At 39.9% G+C, this 17,796-nt stretch carries 14 protein-coding genes and 1 tRNA gene; 8 read left to right on the forward strand and 7 right to left on the reverse strand.

Annotated elements, in window-relative coordinates; all coding sequences use genetic code 11:
• The first annotated feature begins 43 nt into the window (after nt 1-43).
• Both pth and E6C50_RS13395 read left to right on the forward strand, forming a co-directional pair.
• On the forward strand, nt 44-667 hold the full coding sequence (gene pth / locus E6C50_RS13390; RefSeq protein WP_136403736.1) for an aminoacyl-tRNA hydrolase: 624 nt from the start codon (nt 44-46) through the stop codon (nt 665-667).
• 40 nt (nt 668-707) lie between these two features.
• Nucleotides 708-1,226, forward strand: coding sequence for a hypothetical protein (locus E6C50_RS13395; protein ID WP_136403737.1), 519 nt, complete (start codon nt 708-710; stop codon nt 1,224-1,226).
• A 56-nt stretch (nt 1,227-1,282) separates the two neighbouring features.
• Here E6C50_RS13395 and E6C50_RS13400 read toward each other — a convergent pair whose 3' ends face one another.
• Together E6C50_RS13400 and E6C50_RS13405 are read right to left on the reverse strand one after the other, a co-directional pair.
• Complete coding sequence (locus E6C50_RS13400) at nt 1,283-3,985, reverse strand: reprolysin-like metallopeptidase (RefSeq protein WP_136403738.1); 2,703 nt, start codon at nt 3,983-3,985, stop codon at nt 1,283-1,285.
• Nucleotides 3,986-4,103: 118 nt separating this feature from the next.
• Complete coding sequence (locus E6C50_RS13405) at nt 4,104-6,785, reverse strand: zinc-dependent metalloprotease (RefSeq protein WP_136403739.1); 2,682 nt, start codon at nt 6,783-6,785, stop codon at nt 4,104-4,106.
• 325 nt (nt 6,786-7,110) lie between these two features.
• Between E6C50_RS13405 and E6C50_RS13410 the strand changes: the two genes are divergently transcribed.
• The 4 genes from E6C50_RS13410 (at nt 7,111) to E6C50_RS13425 (ending at nt 13,017) form a co-directional block, all read left to right on the forward strand.
• The gene (locus tag E6C50_RS13410; protein WP_136403740.1) at nt 7,111-9,189 is read left to right on the forward strand and encodes a T9SS type A sorting domain-containing protein; all 2,079 of its coding nucleotides are present in this window, start codon (nt 7,111-7,113) and stop codon (nt 9,187-9,189) included.
• A 162-nt stretch (nt 9,190-9,351) separates the two neighbouring features.
• Complete coding sequence (locus E6C50_RS13415) at nt 9,352-11,388, forward strand: M43 family zinc metalloprotease (protein ID WP_136403741.1); 2,037 nt, start codon at nt 9,352-9,354, stop codon at nt 11,386-11,388.
• 101 nt (nt 11,389-11,489) lie between these two features.
• The gene (locus tag E6C50_RS13420; protein WP_136403742.1) at nt 11,490-12,434 is read left to right on the forward strand and encodes a bifunctional riboflavin kinase/FAD synthetase; all 945 of its coding nucleotides are present in this window, start codon (nt 11,490-11,492) and stop codon (nt 12,432-12,434) included.
• A 127-nt stretch (nt 12,435-12,561) separates the two neighbouring features.
• On the forward strand, nt 12,562-13,017 hold the full coding sequence (locus tag E6C50_RS13425) for a hypothetical protein (RefSeq protein ID WP_136403743.1): 456 nt from the start codon (nt 12,562-12,564) through the stop codon (nt 13,015-13,017).
• On the opposite strand, the gene E6C50_RS13430 is transcribed toward E6C50_RS13425, so the two are convergent.
• Both E6C50_RS13430 and E6C50_RS13435 read right to left on the reverse strand, forming a co-directional pair.
• Nucleotides 13,011-13,772 (reverse strand): UDP-2,3-diacylglucosamine diphosphatase, encoded by a 762-nt coding sequence (locus E6C50_RS13430; RefSeq protein ID WP_136403744.1) that lies wholly within the window; start codon nt 13,770-13,772, stop codon nt 13,011-13,013. The genes E6C50_RS13425 and E6C50_RS13430 overlap by 7 nt on opposite strands.
• 4 nt (nt 13,773-13,776) lie before the next feature.
• Entirely contained in the window at nt 13,777-14,229 is a 453-nt protein-coding gene (locus E6C50_RS13435) for a 6-pyruvoyl trahydropterin synthase family protein (RefSeq protein ID WP_136403745.1), read from the reverse strand.
• A gap of 91 nt (nt 14,230-14,320) precedes the next feature.
• On the opposite strand from E6C50_RS13435, the gene E6C50_RS13440 reads away from it, so the two are divergent.
• Nucleotides 14,321-14,944 (forward strand): 2OG-Fe(II) oxygenase, encoded by a 624-nt coding sequence (locus tag E6C50_RS13440; RefSeq protein ID WP_136403746.1) that lies wholly within the window; start codon nt 14,321-14,323, stop codon nt 14,942-14,944.
• A 56-nt stretch (nt 14,945-15,000) separates the two neighbouring features.
• Here the strand turns inward: E6C50_RS13440 and E6C50_RS17755 are convergent, their stop codons facing one another.
• Nucleotides 15,001-15,177: a hypothetical protein gene (locus E6C50_RS17755; protein ID WP_168732822.1), complete on the reverse strand. Its 177-nt coding sequence runs from the start codon at nt 15,175-15,177 to the stop codon at nt 15,001-15,003.
• A 1-nt stretch (nt 15,178) separates the two neighbouring features.
• The gene (locus tag E6C50_RS13445; protein WP_136403747.1) at nt 15,179-15,949 is read right to left on the reverse strand and encodes an enoyl-CoA hydratase/isomerase family protein; all 771 of its coding nucleotides are present in this window, start codon (nt 15,947-15,949) and stop codon (nt 15,179-15,181) included.
• Nucleotides 15,950-16,040: 91 nt separating this feature from the next.
• Here E6C50_RS13445 and E6C50_RS13450 point away from each other — a divergent pair.
• Nucleotides 16,041-16,114 (forward strand) — tRNA-Ala (locus E6C50_RS13450).
• Between the two features lie 116 nt (nt 16,115-16,230).
• Here the strand turns inward: E6C50_RS13450 and E6C50_RS13455 are convergent.
• Complete coding sequence (locus E6C50_RS13455) at nt 16,231-17,637, reverse strand: hypothetical protein (RefSeq protein WP_136403748.1); 1,407 nt, start codon at nt 17,635-17,637, stop codon at nt 16,231-16,233.
• Nucleotides 17,638-17,796: the final 159 nt, after the last annotated feature.

Consider the following 17,796-nt stretch of genomic DNA (forward strand, 5'->3'; position numbering starts at 1 on the left):
GCTAACGATTTGATCGCGTTTGGAAATAGCTTACTTTTACAACATGAAAATAATTGACTGGTTATTCCGGAAAAAAGAAATAGAAGAAAATACAGATCCGATGAAAAAGTTTTTAATTGTAGGCCTGGGAAATATAGGAGCCGAATATGTAAATACACGCCATAACATTGGGTTTAAGGTTTTGGATCACCTGGCAAAAAAGGAAGGTCTTTCGTTCGAAACTGTTAAACTGGGAAGTATGGTCGAATATAAAGTAAAAGGGCGTACCTTGTTTTTGTTAAAGCCGAATACGTATATGAACCTGAGTGGAAAAGCAGTTCAGTACTGGATGGATAAAGAGAAAATTGCAAAAGAAAATATATTTGTGATTACCGATGATCTTAACCTGCCGTTTGGAACCATCCGTATTAAAGCTAAGGGGAGTGATGGCGGTCATAACGGGCTTAAAAATATTCAATTAGTACTCAATTCAGTTGAGTACCCGCGTTTCCGTTTTGGAATTAGTGATCAGTTTAAAAAAGGGCAGCAGGTCGATTATGTTTTGGGAGAATGGAGTGAAGAAGAAAAGAATAAACTTCCGGAACGACTGGATGTTGCAGTGGAGTCAATCCGTTCTTTTGCCTTGTCTGGTCTGGATATCACTATGAATACTTTTAACGGAAAGTAATACTTTTAGTATATTTGTTTGATCACTAAATATTTAACGTATGAAGAAATTATTGCTCATCCCGGTATTGTTGACCATGTCGTTTTGCGATACCGCTAATCCAAATAAAAGTAATATGACAACTATAATCAACTCCGAATGTCCAAGCGATGGGAAATGTACTATCCAATTGCTTAAAAACAAGAGTATGGATAAAAAAATTGACGGTATTGGAAAGTTGTTTTATCAACTGGTAGATAGTGATAATAAATCCGTTATTATTTATGAATACAATCGCAATACGGAAGAAGGATTACAGGACGGACAACATAAGGAGGAAATTGTGTTTGAGATCGATAATGGAGTTTTTGATCTTAAATTGAAAGATGCGCAATTGGAAAATGTTAAGATGTTGTTTGGAAGACATTGTTTCTGTCGCGGACAGGCGGGTTTTTTTGCAGTTAGTAAAGGAACACTGAATTTGTCGCAAAAGGAAAGTCATGTAACCTTTGGTCTCGATTTTAAAGTAGACGAAGTGCCGCAGTTGTATACGAAAGTAAATGCTACGGTCGTAAAATAAGGTTAAAATAAAAAGAGTCCCAAGTGGGACTCTTTTTTTGTGGATATAAAATTGTCTTATTCGATAACAATTTTTCTTACTTCTTTGCGATCTCCGTCAAGAACAGATACGATATAAATACCGGACTGAACATTGTTTAACTGGATATCCTGGTTGAATAAACCTGCATTTTGGTAAGATTGGTTAAAGATCTCACGACCTCTGATGTCATGTAATACAACCTTAATTTCGTTGCTCGAATTTGAGTTAAATGAAACTTTGAAGTTTCCATTATTCGGGTTCGGGTAGATGTTGAAATCTTGTAATCCGAAGCTTTCACTACCTAATGTTACCGTTCTGGAACAGATGTTAACACCGAAGCTGTTTAAAGTTCCGCTGTTTGCTACTGTTAAATCAGCAATAACAAGTCTCCATCCTCCTAAAGAACTTTGTCCGTTGTAGATGTCTAACGTGTTTAATGGTTTGTAAGCGTTTCCAACGGTGTTGATACCAGAACAGTTTAAGTTTACTCCTGAATCGTCGAAAGTAGTGTTCATGTTGCTAAACAATGTAGAACAACCTTGTTGGTATACGATACGGATTTCCCCTACTGTTGTAGCACCTGGTTTTAATAAACCGATATATAAATCGTTGATTCTTGGGTGTGTGATGTTCACGTTTAAGTTAAGATCAGAAATCGTTACGTTATCCGGAACGTTAACAGTACCCTGAATTGCCCATGCCGGTTGCGCGGAACCTGCAATAGTAGTGTTAGGGTTAGCGGTATAGGTATTACAAGTTGTAGTTACAGTATAACCAACTGCGATATTTGGAGATAAAGCATAGAAAATGTTTCCTACGGCTTCGATCATAATTCTACAGTTTGGAGAAGCTACGTTTGGAACGGTAATCGCTTCTGAACCGTCGTTTGGAGTGTTGGCTACTAAAGTAGTAAATGTAGCTCCGTTGTCGCTGGAGAATAAAATGTTTACATTAGAAGTATTGATTCCGTTTGCTGTAGTTCCGGCTACGTTCCATGTAATGGTCTGCGAAGAACCTTGCGTCCAGGTAACGTCTGCTGTAGCAGGAGAAGTTACTTTAAATGGTCCGGTGTTGGCAAATGTTACTACCATGTTGCCACGGTTGGTTTGTCCGCCGTTTGGTGCTGCATTATCACGTACCGTTAAAGCGAAATTCATCGTTCTGGCTGCATTTGGTACTACTTCCCATGTTGGTGTAAGGTTGCCGGCTAATACGTCTGCAAATCGAGGCATATAGCGGTTTGGTGATGTTGTTGGAGGGAAGGAACGGAAGTTCGGTCCTGTTGTAGATGTTGCTACCGGTGGTTGTGTTGAAATTTGAGTGTCGGTCTGTTCCCAGCAGTATGTTAGTGTTTGTCCTGGTGTATCGGTTGCACTTCCTTTAAGAATAAAGGCAGTTCCGTAAGGAATCGTGTAGTTCGCTCCGGCGTTTACTACCGGTGCAGTGTTTCCGTTGTTTGTGGTAACAGAACAGGTTCCGGTTGTTGTTACAAATGTTTGCATCTGTGCAATGCTTACCGCGTGGAAGTGGGCATCTGAATTGTTCTGAACGTCAACTCCAGGGCAGATACCGGCATATCCCATAATCGTGTTACCACTACCTGGTTCTACAGCTGTTCCGGCACTACGGGTTGAAGTAGTACAGTTACCACCAATTCCGTTAAAAGTATGCGTTGCTCCGAACTGGTGCCCCATTTCGTGTGCTACGAAATCAATATCATACGGATCTCCAACCGGTGAAGGTGAACCTGTTATTCCTCTGGCTTTGCTGCTTGTACATGGGGAGTTTAACTGTGCTAAACCACCACCACCTGTACTTACAGTGTGTCCGATGTCGTAATTCGCTGCACCAATGTTGGCGTCAATTACCGTCTGGCTTTCGTTGATTAGGATGTTGGCATTGTCGTTTGTAAAGTTATCCGAATCGATAAAGATAATTACATCGTTGTTGGCTACAAGGTTCATGTGAATGGCCATGTCTCTTTCGTAAAGACCGTTAACACGTGCCATAGTAACGTTCATAGCGGCCAATACTGCTGCTTTTTTCTGTGCAGTTGTACCACTGCCTAATCCGGCTGCATTTACATGGAAAGCAGCATATTCGATAGTACAGGCCATAGCAAGACGGTATACTCTGTATTTTCCATCGGTTGCCATTGCAGTTGCACTATTGTTCAGTACACGTCCGGCTACTTCTTCCGCGTCGTCTTCTGTCATACAGCTAAAAGAACGATTTGTGGTTAGTTCGCTTCTGGAATAAACAATATAGTTGTTAAGGTCTTTGGTGTAGGTGTCGATATACGAAGTGCCATTTACACCTGATAAGGTCATGGTGTGAAGACCAAAAAGGGTAACGCTAAAGTTAATAGTCGCACTTGGATCGTCAATACCTTGACCAATATAGGTTTTAATACCAGGATATTTGGCTGCCAATTCGGCTTCCATTACCGGAGATTCGAAAATACGGTAGTTTTCCAGTTTTCCTTGTGGGTTAGGGAATGCTACGACAACATCAGAATTGCCATTGGAAACATCGCGCAAAGGAGCATTTTTTAGCTTGGCTTTCATCGCTTGAAGGTCAAGTGAAAATACTTCAAATTTCTGCGGCTGAGAAGCGCGTTCCATCTTTTCGTACATCTGGATTCGCTCTTCTTTGACTTTCGTCCAGAGAGAACCCTGGGCATAGCCCGATGCTGCGAGGCATAAGGCCGATACTACGAATAGTAATCTTCTTTTCATTAGTTATTTGATTTATAGTTAATAATTGTAAGGTTCGGATTGAAATGTACTCTTTTTAAATAAGCTTGCTATAAATGGAAAAGCCCCAGAAGTGTTTTCTGAGGCTTTTTGAATGGGATTATTCTATAACAATCTTTCTAACTTCTTTTCTGTCACCATCCTGTACCGTTACCAGATAAATTCCGGTTTGTACATTGTTTAGCTGTAAATTCTGGTTGAATAAACCTGAATTTTGGTACGACTTGTTGAAGATCTCTCTACCTCTGATGTCGTGAACAACTACTTTGATTTCGTTGTTAGAATTCGATTTGAATTCCACATTGAAGTTTCCGGTATTCGGGTTCGGGTAGATGTTGAAATCTTGTAAATTGAAGCTTTCAGATCCAAGGGTTACCGATGTTTCTGTTTTACAGAATTGGAAAGTGATGCTGTTTAAGGTTGCCGATCTTGATGCATTGGCTTTTTTAGCAGCAAAAATCCATTGTCCTCCAGAGTTCATTCCTTCGTATACGCTTAATGGTGAACTTGGCTTGTACGTCTGGTTCGTTGCTGTAGCAGCACAACTGAAGTTGGCTCCGTCATCGTCGAAAGTAGCTTTTAAGTTACCGATCGATGCTAAACAGTTTCCTCCTGTAAAGAATAAAGAGTTAATGGTTGAAGTGTTTGGAAGGGCGATACCTAAGCTCAAATCACTTGTTCTTAAGCTGTTGATGTCTACTTTGATGTTGAAATCAGAAATTGTATAGTTGTCCGGAACTGAAATGCCGTATCCGGTATAGCTTGTTGGTAATTCAACTGCTGCAAATGTTCTGGTGTAATCCGTACATGTTTTTTGTACCGTTACAGTATATCCTACAGAAATGTTTTTTGATAAAGCGTAGAAAATGTTTCCTACAGCTTCTATTTTAATTCTACAGTATGGAGCCGCTACGTTAGGAACGGTGATTGCCTGTGAACCGTCGTTTGGAGTATTGGCTACTAAAGTAGTAAATGTTGCTCCATTGTCGCTTGAGAATAAGATGTTAACATTAGCCGTGTTGATGTTGTTAGCGGTTGTGCCGGCAACATCCCAGGTAATCGTTTGTGTAGAACCTTGTGTCCATGAAACGTTGTCGTTTGCCGGAGATGTCACTTTAAACGGACCTGCAGAAGCGTTAACAGTGACAGCCATTGAAGACGTGTTTGTTTGGCCTACGTTGGCTACGTTATCTCTTCCTGTAAGGGTAAAGTTAAGGGTTCGGGCTACATCAGATACCGATTCCCATGTAGTCGTTAATTTGTTTTGTAATACAGTAGCAAAATCAGGCATATAACGTACCGGTGTTGCAGACGGTGCTACAGAGCGGAAAGTTGGACCAGTCGCTTTTGTTGGCGATGCCACACTGTTTGCTCCTGTGTTACCAGAAACAGCAGTGTCATTTTGTTCCCAGTTGTAAGTCAATGGGTTTCCGTCCGGATCTGTTCCTGTACCTCTCAATACGAAAGCTGTTCCTTTTGGAATTGTATAGTTTGATCCGGCATTGATAACCGGAGCCTGGTTTCCTGTTGGAGTGGTTACCGGACAAGATTTACCAGCCATATTCGTTTGAATCTGCAAGATACTTCTGTATGTGAAATAGTCATCAGAATGTGCCTGAACGTTGTAGTCGGTAATTCCGGCATATCCCATGATAGAGGATCCTGATCCCGGTTCAACGTTTACACCTGTTCCTTCGATGTTGTGTGAGAACGTGTGGTTGGCTCCTAATTGGTGTCCCATTTCGTGTGCAACATAGTCGATATCAAAAGTGTCTCCCATTGGTACGTTATCAGAAGGTGAAGTATAACCACTACCTTTGCTGTTGTCTACGCAAACACATCCGATACATCCTGCATTACCACCACCTCCGGAAGCACCAAATAAGTGTCCGATATCGTAGGCAGCATTACCAAGAACAGCAGTTAAGTTGTTTTGTAATTCGGCATTCCATGCACCACCCGCACCAGCTGTTGCGTCAGAATAAGGATCTGTTGCTGCATTGGTGTAAATTACTAACGAGTTGTTGGCAATAATGTTTAAATGTATAGCAAGGTCTTTTTCAAATACACCGTTTACACGTGTCATAGTTGCATTCATAGCCGCTAAAGCTCCGGCAACCGTACCACCGTGGAAAGTAGTGTATTCTCCTGTACAGGATAAAGCCAAACGCATCGTTTTTAACTGACCCGTGTTGGAAAGTTGTTGCGATGGGTTGATTTTGTGTAATAATTCATTGTTTAATACTTCTTCGTGCGGTGTAGAACAGTTAAAAGGAAGTTTTCCTTTCTCTCTTGCCGAAGTGTAAAGCGCATATGTTTTAGAATCTGCCGAATATGGCTCCATGAATTCCGCTTTTTTATCGGCTCTGAATACCATACTCTGAATACCTTCAGGGGAAATACTTAAGCGTAATTGTGCATATTGATCGTCAATTCCGATTCCGATATAAGAACGAATATCCGGAAATTGTAATTGCAATTCCGGAGCAAAGTTTGAAGCTTCGTAAATTCTGAATTTCTCAATTTTTCCGTCTGCATTCGGGATGGAAATAATTACATCCGAATTGTTGGAAAAACGACTAGGTGCTTTGGAAAGCTCTGCTTTTAAGCTGCTGAAGTCTAAGTTATAAAGAGAATAGTTAGTAGGGAAAGATTCTCTCTGTGCTTTTTGTGAAATAACTACTCTTTCTTGTTTTGCAGGGGTCCATAATCGGCCATTTTGGGCATAGCCAACGGACATAGCAAATACTGATGCGAAAGACAAAAGTATTTTTCTTTTCATCTGAGGGATTTTAGGTTGTTAAACAGTTAAGTTTTGTAAAAGTACACCATTTATATAAAAAAAAAAGATTTTTCCTTTTTTTAACAAAAAACGACAAACTAAAAGCATTGATATTGTATATTATAGTCAAATTTGGTAATTGCTACTGTATATTTTTTAGTGTTTTAAAATATGGAATTCAAGTGGGTAATGTTAAAAAACGATGATTAAATCGTGTTTTGTGTGATTTAATTGCGCTTATTTTTGCTTTTTATGGATTTAAGGTTGCTTTATATGAAAAAATAATATTTAATTTTGCAGGTTAAATAATTCTTACCAGAATATTATGAAAAAAACTACATTATTGACAACTTTAGGGTGTTGTGTTATAGCGGGAATGTTTTCCGTTAACACATTCGCTCAGGAGGTTCAACGAAAAAAAGAGTCTAAGCTTTTTGGAAAACCAGCGTTGTCGACGTCGGTGAATCCTAAAAATGGTTTTGTACGCTGTGCAACCGATGAATATGAGGCTTATTTAAGGGCTAATAATCCGAAGCGAAGTACTACTGAAGCTTTCGAAGCCTGGTTGGCTCCTTTGGTCGAGCAGGCAAAAGCCAATCGTTCGGAAGTGGGCGGGGTAATTACCATTCCGGTGGTGGTTCACGTAATTCATAGCGGTCAGGCATTGGGTGTGGCGCCGAATATCACGGATGCACAGGTAATATCGCAGATTACAGTTATGAATAACGATTACCGCAGATTGGCGGGTACTCCGGGATTTAATTCAAATCCGGTGGGTGCCGATACCATGATTCAGTTTGCATTGGCAAAACAGGATCCGAACGGGAATCCTACAAACGGTATCCATCGTGTAAATATGTGTAAAGAGGCCTGGTCGGAAGACGATATCGAAGGAATCCTGAAACCGGGAACCATATGGAATCCAACGCAGTATCTAAACATGTGGTCGGTGAACTTTTTGGACGATACCTTGTTGGGTTATGCGCAGTTTCCTTCGAATTCCGGTTTAGGCGGATTGGATACTGATGGAGGCCCCGCAACTACCGATGGGGTGGTGTCGAATTATTCTACTTTTGGTAGCTCCGATTATAATGACGGTACTTTTATGTTGGCTGCACCTTATGATAAAGGTAGAACCATGACACACGAAGTAGGACACTGGTTGGGATTGCGTCATATTTGGGGAGATAACAGCAGTTGTACGGTTAATGGAACCGACAGTTTTAAAGATTACTGTCCGGATACGCCGGCAGCTTCGGATGCTAATTTCGAATGTCCGGTGGGAACGGATTCTTGTCCGTCGAGTCCGGGATTGGATATGATCGAAAATTATATGGATTATACCGATGATGCCTGTATGAATATCTTTACCAACAATCAGAAGGCAAGGATTACGGCGGTGATGAATAATGCATTGCGCAGAGCCGAATTGAAATTGTCGACAAAAGATCAGCCGATTGCGCTTTTTGCGAATGATGCAGAAGTAATTCTGGATACCGATTGTACGGCTATTTTAGGTGCGGCCTGTGGCAGCGGATCACAAACCATGCGAAAAGTATTGTTGTATAACAGAGGAACCAGCACATTAACGTCGGCCGGATTGAATTATACGGTAAATGGTGGTGCGGCTACACCTTTTAACTGGACGGGGTCATTAGCGCCAAATGCTTATGCTGTGGTAAGTATTCCGGTTACGGTAACGGCAACGGTGCCTTTTACGGTAACGGTGGTAACGGCAAATGGAGTGACCGATCAGAGAAGTTCGAACAATTCGGCTACGGGTACTGTAATGCCATCTACGCCGGAAAATTACGGATCCAACCAGGTGGTATTTAAGTTGCAATTGGATAGATGGGGTTCTGAAACCAGTTGGAATCTGAAAAATGGTGCAGGAACAATCTTGTATCAGGGCGGTGGTTATACGGATTCGAATCCGAGTATGCCGGCTTTGATTACGCAAAACTGGACGCTGGCAAGTAACGACTGTTATACATTTTCGATTTTTGATGATTATGGGGATGGTTTTTGTTGTGATTATGGGAATGGATATTACCGTATCGAAACACCAACAGGGACAATTATTGCCTCTGGTGGACAATTTGGAGAGTCAGAGTCCAAAGCGTTCCGTATAAATGCTTTAGGAACGAACGATTTTACCATGCTCAATGCGCTGTCGGTTTATCCAAATCCGGCAAGAGAAATTTTAAATATCGTGGTGCCGGATGGAGCTGATTTACCGGATAGTTATGTGGTTTATAATAGCCTGGGACAGATAGTATTACAGCGAAATGTATTGGCAACAGCCGATTTAACGATTAATACGAATGGTTTAAGCAACGGGGTGTATTTTATTAAAGTGGCTAAATCGGGTAGTGTTAAAACGATCAAATTTATTAAAAGCTAAAAAATAATATAGGTTATTTCTTATCGAAAAGCTGCGGGTAAAACCCGCAGCTTTTTTTGTGAAGACAGGATTTCGTAAACCTAATTGGAAGTTTCTTATATCAAAATTCATAGGTTGTTTGTTATATTTACAACATTTGGTTTGTGAATTAAAACGAATAAAATGAAGAGAATAGGAGGAAAGCTATTCTTTTTGATTTTGTTGTTACTGCCTTTCGAAGAGAAGGCACAGGATATAATACAGCAAAACAAAGAAGGATATGCGAGATGTTATACGGTAGAAAATGAACTTTTTTTACAGCTTAAAAATACGGGGCGAGCCGCAACAAACGAATTTGAAGCGTGGTTGTCTCCATTGGTGGAACAGGTAAAACAGCATGCGGATAAGGGGATAAGCAGTAGGACAAGTAGTGTGATCAGAATACCGGTAGTGGTTCATATAATTCACAACGGACAAAAAGAGGGAGTTGGTTCCAATATTGCCGAGGCTCAGGTGTTGTCGCAGATCGAGGTGCTCAATCAGGATTTTAGACGGAAAATCAACACGCCGGGTTATAATCAGCATCCGGTTGGCGTGGATACCGAAATAGAATTCTGTTTGGCGCAGCGAACGCCCGATAATAAGCCGACTAATGGAATCGACAGGGTAAATACAGGTGTGTCTGGCTATACATCGCGACAACAAGTGGAGGGTGTGTTAAAACCAGCTACAATATGGGATCCGGAACGCTATCTTAATATTTGGGTACTCAATATTGAAGGAACAGGAGAATGGTCGAAACAGTTGGGGTATGCGCAGCCTCCTTCAGCTTCGAAATTAACCGGACTCAAAGAGCATTATGGAATAGCGAATACAGATGGTATCGTAATAAATTATAGCGCTTTTGGTTCCAGAAGTATTTATCCGGATGGGACCTATCAATTGTTGTATGATCGTGGCCGAACAGTCACCCATGAAATTGGGCATTGGTTGGGATTGCGCCATATATGGGGTGATGGCGGTTGTGATGTAGATGATTTTTGTGCCGATACTCCCTTAGCAGCGGGACCTAACGAGTCATATTGTAAAGATCAGAGAGTGGATTCCTGTCCGGATTCTCCAGGTATAGACATGGTCGAAAATTATATGGACTATACAACAGATGCTTGCATGGATATATTTACCCGGGATCAAAAATATAGAATGCAGGCTGTTTTGTACCATGCACCCCGGCGTTCGGCATTGCGTTTTTCAAATGCCTGCGTACCCTTATATCTTCAAACAGAAGCAGCTATTAGTATGAAGGAGTTGGCGATGCTAAAATGTGAAAATACAGTTGTGCCTTCTGTCGTTTTGAAGAATAATGGGAGTGAAACCATCACTAGTGCAACCATAATCTTTGGAATAGACGAAGCGGATGAACAGCGTTATAACTGGATCGGAACATTGGATAGTAATGCTTCGGTTACCATAAATCTTCCGGAACAAAATAGCACCCCGGGTATACATACGTTTTATGCGAGTCTGAAAACCGTAAATGACAAAGCTGATGAATATAGCGGAAATAATGATATAGGGAAAACGTTTGCAACCAGTTATACTGCCGATGAACTGATATTTACACTTCGAAGAGATTATTTTGGAGCGGAAACAACCTGGGCATTGACCGATAGTGTTGGAACCGTATTGTATTCGGGTGGGCCTTACAGGAATACGCCTAGATGGATTGGCTTTAAACCAAATCCACTTGATCCTCCTATTGTAGAAAACTGGAAACTGCAGGAAAGCGGTTGTTATACCTTTAGGATGTATGATCTCGGTGATGACGGAATTAACAACAGAAGAGGCGGGGCGGGCTATTATACTATAGAAACAGTAAATCATATCCCTATAGTTAAAGGGGGCGTTTTTGAAACGAAAGACGAACATAGTTTTAAAATCGATAAGTTGAATGCTGGGCTTGATGATGCCGATCAGGCAGGAGCAATTAGTCTTTACCCGAATCCATCGAACGAAAAAATAACAATTTCACTTCCTTCCGCAATCGGATTGCCGGAGTACATGGGCTTGTTTAATAGCTTGGGACAGGAATTATTGCGGGTTGATGTTCGAACGGATAACGATTTAACGATGGATGTTTCCGGGTTGAGTGTCGGTATTTATTTTGTCAGACTGAACAAATCAGGGCGTTTGAAAATATTAAAATTCGTAAAAAATTAAAAGGAATACTCTAATTATTGTTTCAATGAGGGTCGTTTTATTGCCATCCTCTTTTTTTATATAAACGGGAACATGTAAATTTGCGAATCAAAATCAATCCATTGAAAGTATTTTCATCAATTCAGGAATTTAAAACGAATACCAGAACGGTAGTTACGCTGGGAACGTTCGATGGTGTCCACTTGGGACACAGAAGTATATTGGAAAAAGTAATGGCCAGTAGTAAAAAAATGCAGGCCGAAAGTTTATTGCTGACCTTTTTTCCACATCCAAGGATGGTGTTGCAACAGGATTCGGATATTAAATTACTGAATACAATTGATGAGAAAATTATTTTACTTCGCGAATTCGGAATCGAAAATTTGATTATTCATCCGTTTGATCAATCGTTCTCAAGGTTAACAGCGGAAGAGTTCGTGAAAAACATACTGGTCGATCAGTTTAATATCTGTAAAATAATTATCGGTCATGATCATCGATTCGGACGAAACAGAACGGCAACCATTGATGACCTGATTCGTTTTGGGGAGGAGTATGGTTTTGAAGTGGAACAAATTTCGGCTCAGGAAATTGACGATGTGTCGATCAGTTCGACCAAAATACGAAATGCATTGGCCGAAGGAAATGTGGCGCTGGCCAATTCGTACCTCGGTTATGATTACTTTTTTACCGGAACAGTGGTAAAAGGAAATCAATTAGGAAGAACCATCAATTTTCCGACTGCCAATTTTAAAATCGAAGAAGATTACAAGCTGATTCCGCAAAATGGGGTCTACATCGTGTCGTCTATAATTAATGATCAGTTTGTGCCTGGGATGATGAATATCGGAGTGCGTCCAACGGTAGATGGGGTAGCGTTAACCGTAGAAGTGAATTACCTGGACTTTGATGGTGATTTATACGGACAAAAGCTAAGTGTTTCCATTTATGAAAAAATCAGGGACGAACAAAAATTCCCTTCCCTCGACGATCTGAAAAAGCAATTGGCGCTGGATAAGCAAACGGCTAAAAACTACTTTTTAGAAAGAGAAAATAAATCACTTTAACGATTAATTTGCTAAATTAAAATAACCAGGCTTAAAATTTTGTAAATTTGATAAGTGCTTGAGGCTGAAACTATTCATTTTTTAGCTTCAAAGACAAAATCCATGTCTCACTTTAAAATTTACGATTATGTTTAAGTCAAGAGAATTTAAAAACGGGATGGTTATTTTTATCGGAATTGCGCTATATTTCCTGATCATGGAACTATTAGGACTAACCGATAAATTGTATTTGCGATTGTTTAATGCGGTAATTGTACTCTATGGTGCCAACAGAACCATCAAAGAAAATTTCAGAGATGGCAATACCGAATACCTGAACAATATGCTTTCAAGTTTTAAAACCTGTGTAATCGGTATCGTAGTCAGTGTGGCCGCGCTTATTGTTTATGTCCATATACGAGGCGGCGAACCGTATCTGGCGCGTCTTTCAGATGGCTTCCTGTTTGTAGGTGGAAAACCAAAAGTAAACGAATATTGTATCGGACTACTATTTGAAGGAATTGCATCCTCTGTAGTAGGTTGTATCTTATTAATGCAATATTGGCATGGTAAAGTCCTAAAACCAAGACCGCATCATCATTGATCGGTGAATTTTTTCAGTTCGAAAGTGGCTCCGTCAAAAATACCGTAGGTAAAATAATGAATCCAGTCACCAAGATTGAAATATTTGGCCGTCTCGGAAAGCGTAATTTCGAGCGGTAAATGCCTGTGCCCAAAAACGAAATAGTCGTATCGTTTCGATTGCAGTTTCATTTTGGAATACTGTACCAACCATTCGTTTTCTTCGCCCAGGTATTTTACATCTTCGGCGCCCGAAATCAGTTTGTTTTTTACCGAAAGGTATTGTGCCAGGCGTACGCCCAAATCCGGATGTAACCAACGGAACAACCATTTCGAAAACGGATTGGTAAAGACTTTTTTCATCCTTTTGTAACCTTTATCGCCGGGACCTAAACCATCACCGTGACCAATCAGGAATAGCTTATTGTTAAAGGTGAATTCCTGTGGCGTATGATAGACCGGAATGTTTAATTCCCGTTCGAAATAATCGTACATCCACAAGTCGTGGTTACCCACAAAAAAATAAATCTGAATACCGCTATCGCGCAATTCGGCCAGTTTACCCAAAACCCGGATAAATCCCTTAGGGACAACTGTTTTGTATTCAAACCAGAAATCGAAAAGATCGCCAAGTAGGAAAAGTACTTCAGCGTCTTTTTTGATCAGGTCCAGCCAGGCCACAAATTTCTGTTCCCGCGGAAAACTTTTTTCCGGAGTTGGCGCACCAAAATGTTGGTCGGAGGCAAAATATATTTTTTTGTTTAACGGAATGTTCATAAGCCTACAGATTATCCGATTGATACCATTCTGCAAATGAAGTTTCCGTTTCCTGTAAGCGTAGGGAATGCAATTGAATGCCTTTCGGAAGTCGGTTTTTGATTTTTGAAGCAAAATCGATGACCATATTTTCGCTCGTTGGTTGATAATCGACCAAAATGACATGGTGACCACGGTTTTTTAATTCGTTCGCCAATTCAAGATGCGGCGTATTCTGGTTGAAAACCGTAGCATGATCAAAAACATCTACAATCTCTTCTTTTACAATATGCTTTAAATCGCCAAAATCGATGACCATGCCAAACTTTACATTCGAACTGTCCGTGATCGGAGTACCAATTACCGTCACCGATAACTTATAACTGTGTCCGTGTACGTTTTTGCATTTGCCGTCGTAGCCATATAGCGCATGACCGGTTTCAAAAGTAAATTGTTTGGTGATTCTGATGTTACTCATCCTGTAGAAATTAGATTGCAAATTTAGTAAATAAATTTAAGCGATCGAATTTCACTTTTGTCATATATTTGTTGCCACTTTATAACAGAGTATGAGCGATTTCCAATTGAATCCACTATACGAACAAATCATCGACGATTTGTTAAACCAACAATTCAGCATTGCTGATCACTTTTTCTCGGATGACGAGGTAATGGCCTTGCGAGAAAGTTTACGCCACAAATACGAAGAAGACCAGTTTAAAAAATCCGCTATCGGAAATCAAACCAACGAACAAATCGTAACAGCCGTTCGTGGGGATTTTATTTTCTGGCTGAATGAAGCCGAAAGTAATCCGGCCGAAAAAGCCTATTTCGATAAGATCAATGATTTTATAGAATACCTGAATCGGACGTGTTTTATGGGAATCCGTGATAAGGAGTTTCATTATGCCTATTACCCGGAAGGAACGTTTTATAAAAGACATTTGGATACGTTTCAGAATGACGACCGACGAAAGTTGTCAATCGTATGTTATCTGAACGATCAGGACTGGCAACCGGAGTATGGTGGTGAACTGGCGATTTATATCAATAAAGAGGACGGAGAAGTAACCGAAACGATTTACCCGGTAAAAGGACGTGTGGTTATTTTTGAAAGTCAGGTGCTGGAACACGAGGTAAAACCCGTAAAACAACCGCGGTTAAGTATTACCGGCTGGTTGCGAACCCGATAATTAAAAACACCTATATAGTACACCTGACAGGTTTCGAAAACCTGTCAGGTGTTTTTTTAAGAGTTGCTTTTATTCCTTTTTTTCGCGCGGTAATACATCAGATAGGCAATACAGGCGAGTACTACAAACGGAACCAACGAGCCAATAAAGACACCGATTTCATAATTTTTATCGGGTGCATTCTGGATTTTCTCTTCAATATTAACTTGTAGCAGTAGGAATAAAGCCCTCATTTTATTTCTTTTTAAATTGATTCAGTGCGTTTACGGTAAAATCGGATAAAACCAGTTTTCCGGAAATTCCGGCACGTTCGTATAATAAAGTGTCCCAGTTTTCGGTTCCTTCCCACAACACTTTTTTCATTTCGGATAAGGCTTCCGGATTATAGCTGGCTAATTTCGAGACAAATAAATCCAATTCTTTGTCCAGATCGGAAACATTTTCGAGTACTTTCGCATACAATCCTTTTTCCTGCGCCCAATAAGCATTTTTCCATTCGTGTGCGGCTAAGGTCATTTCGGCCAATGCGGCTTTTCCGATTTTACGGGAAACGGCCGGTTCGATTACAAAAGGTCCGATTCCAATCGCTAATTCCGAAAGTTTAATCGCGCTTTGTTCGGTAGCAAGGGCATAATCGCAGGCCGCGGCCAATCCAACACCACCGCCTACGGCTTTTCCGTGGATACGTCCAACGATTAGTTTGGAACAGTTGCGCATCGCATTGATCACGTTTGCAAAGCCCGAAAAGAATTTTGCGCCTTCTTCCAGATTGGATACGGCGAGTAGTTCGTCAAATGAAGCACCGGCACAAAAAGCACCGTCGCCTTCGCTTTGTAATACAATTACCGAAACTTCGGAATTCGTACTTAAGATGTTCAATTCGTCGGTAAGGCGTTGTAAAAGTTCGCCGGGAAAAGAGTTGCTGGCCGGATGACCAAATTCCACAAAGGCGATTTTATTTTCAATTCGGGTGTATAAAGAACCGTTTTGTCTGTCTGTTGTCATGCGTAAAAATAATTTGCCTTAAAATTACACTTTTTGCCACAAAGTATTGGTAGGTTCTCCGAAAAAGCTATATTTGTACCCGAATTCAAACGGGGATGTAGCTCAGATGGCTAGAGCGTTTGGCTGGCAGCCAAAAGGTCGTGGGTTCGAGCCCCATCTTCTCCACTGGAAAATAAAAACCTGTACTGAAAAGTGCAGGTTTTTTTGTTTGAAATCAAGGTATAAAAAAAGTCGGAAGATTTCCTTCCGACTCAGACTGCTCCAATAGAGACTTTTATCTTTTAAAATTCAAAAAAAGTAACCTTATAATAATCGTTATTATCGGATTCGATCAGCCAAACCCCTTTTTCGGATGCTTCACTATTAACAGATATTTCTTTTTTCGATGATTTGTTTAATTCGATCAGGTAATCCTGAACTTTTTTGTTACTACCGTTAAAATACAAAGTTGTAAAATCAAACTTTAATTTTTTGTATTCTTTTAATGTGAAAAAAGCTAAAACCGGAGTATGGCTAAGTTCTATTTGCCACATTTTATCAACACTGAATGGAACTTTAGCTGAATTTATTCTATTTCCCGATGCTAAATCGATCTGGCTATAGTAATAAAATTTTCTGGAGAAGTGTTGGTAAAAGGAAAGATGCCCTTGTTTGTTCACTATAGAAAAACCAAGATTGATTCGTGTTTTAGAAGCATCATGCGTTAGGTCGTCATCTGAAAATTCCTCCGTTTTTTGCCATAGCAGTTTTCCTTCGGCATCAAATTTAACAACATAATATCCGCCTACGTCAGTATTGTATAACCTTTTGTCTTTTTTTCCATACAATCCATAAATGTATAGCTCATTTGTATCTTCATCTAAATGATAATTATTAATAGATAATTGATCAACAAATTTAAGAGCGTTGGATGATACATGAGCACTCACATCCATTTTACCACCTCCATTATTCGAAAATATGAGTGGTTTTTCAATATTTACATTGTACGTTATGGTTTTAATGTTCTTCCCGTTAAGATCAAAAATAGCCCTGTGAAGGACAAAAGACTTAATGTCCTTATTGATATATTTAGTAGCGATCTCAAAAGAGTTTTTGTTATAGTATGCTCTATAAGCAAGGTCATCTAAATCATAGTAGTCCTTTTTATTTACGTTATTAAAAAAAGAAGGTTTTTGTAGTTTGATAACCTCCGTTTTCTTTAGCTTGTTGTCGTATTTATGCCAAAATAAATCATGCTTTTCAATATTGTCAACTATTTTGTTTTTTTCATTTCCCAGACCATAGGAAAAGTCTTTTGAAAAAAGAAAGAGTCTCTTGTCTCCATCTACTGTAGCGATTACTTTATTTCCGTCGTAAATTTTAGTGTCAGTCTGCCAACCCACAGTGTTAAATCCATCACCGGAATAGATGTTGTCGTCAAATGGTGACGGTATAAAGCGTAAGAATTTCTCATCTTTAACCAATTCTGTTGGTTTGGGGTTGTCAAAACTATATAGTTCTACTTTGTTAATTCCTCGGATAGTACCATACGCTTTTCCTTTTTTGAGGAGCAACTTGTTTTGCTTGGATAAGACCTCAAAGCCCATCGGGGTGTTGTCTTTTTCTATTTTTTCATTGATAATAGTGGTTTGAGCCGATGAAAGAAGAGATGTAAGTAAAGCAATGCTAAAAAATAGTCTTTGCATGAATTTTTGTTTTTTTAAATTGGCGGCAAAAATAGAATATTTTTATTACAAAAGGCTGTCAGATCCCAGAGTATGCGCCTTTAAAGGGTAATTTATAATACTTCTTTTTAGTGTTTGTTTTGTGGTCTTGAAAATCAGAATGATAATTGGTTTTAGACT

Origin of the sequence: Flavobacterium supellecticarium, from assembly GCF_004801375.1 — a bacterium.
Lineage (GTDB): Bacteria > Bacteroidota > Bacteroidia > Flavobacteriales > Flavobacteriaceae > Flavobacterium > Flavobacterium supellecticarium.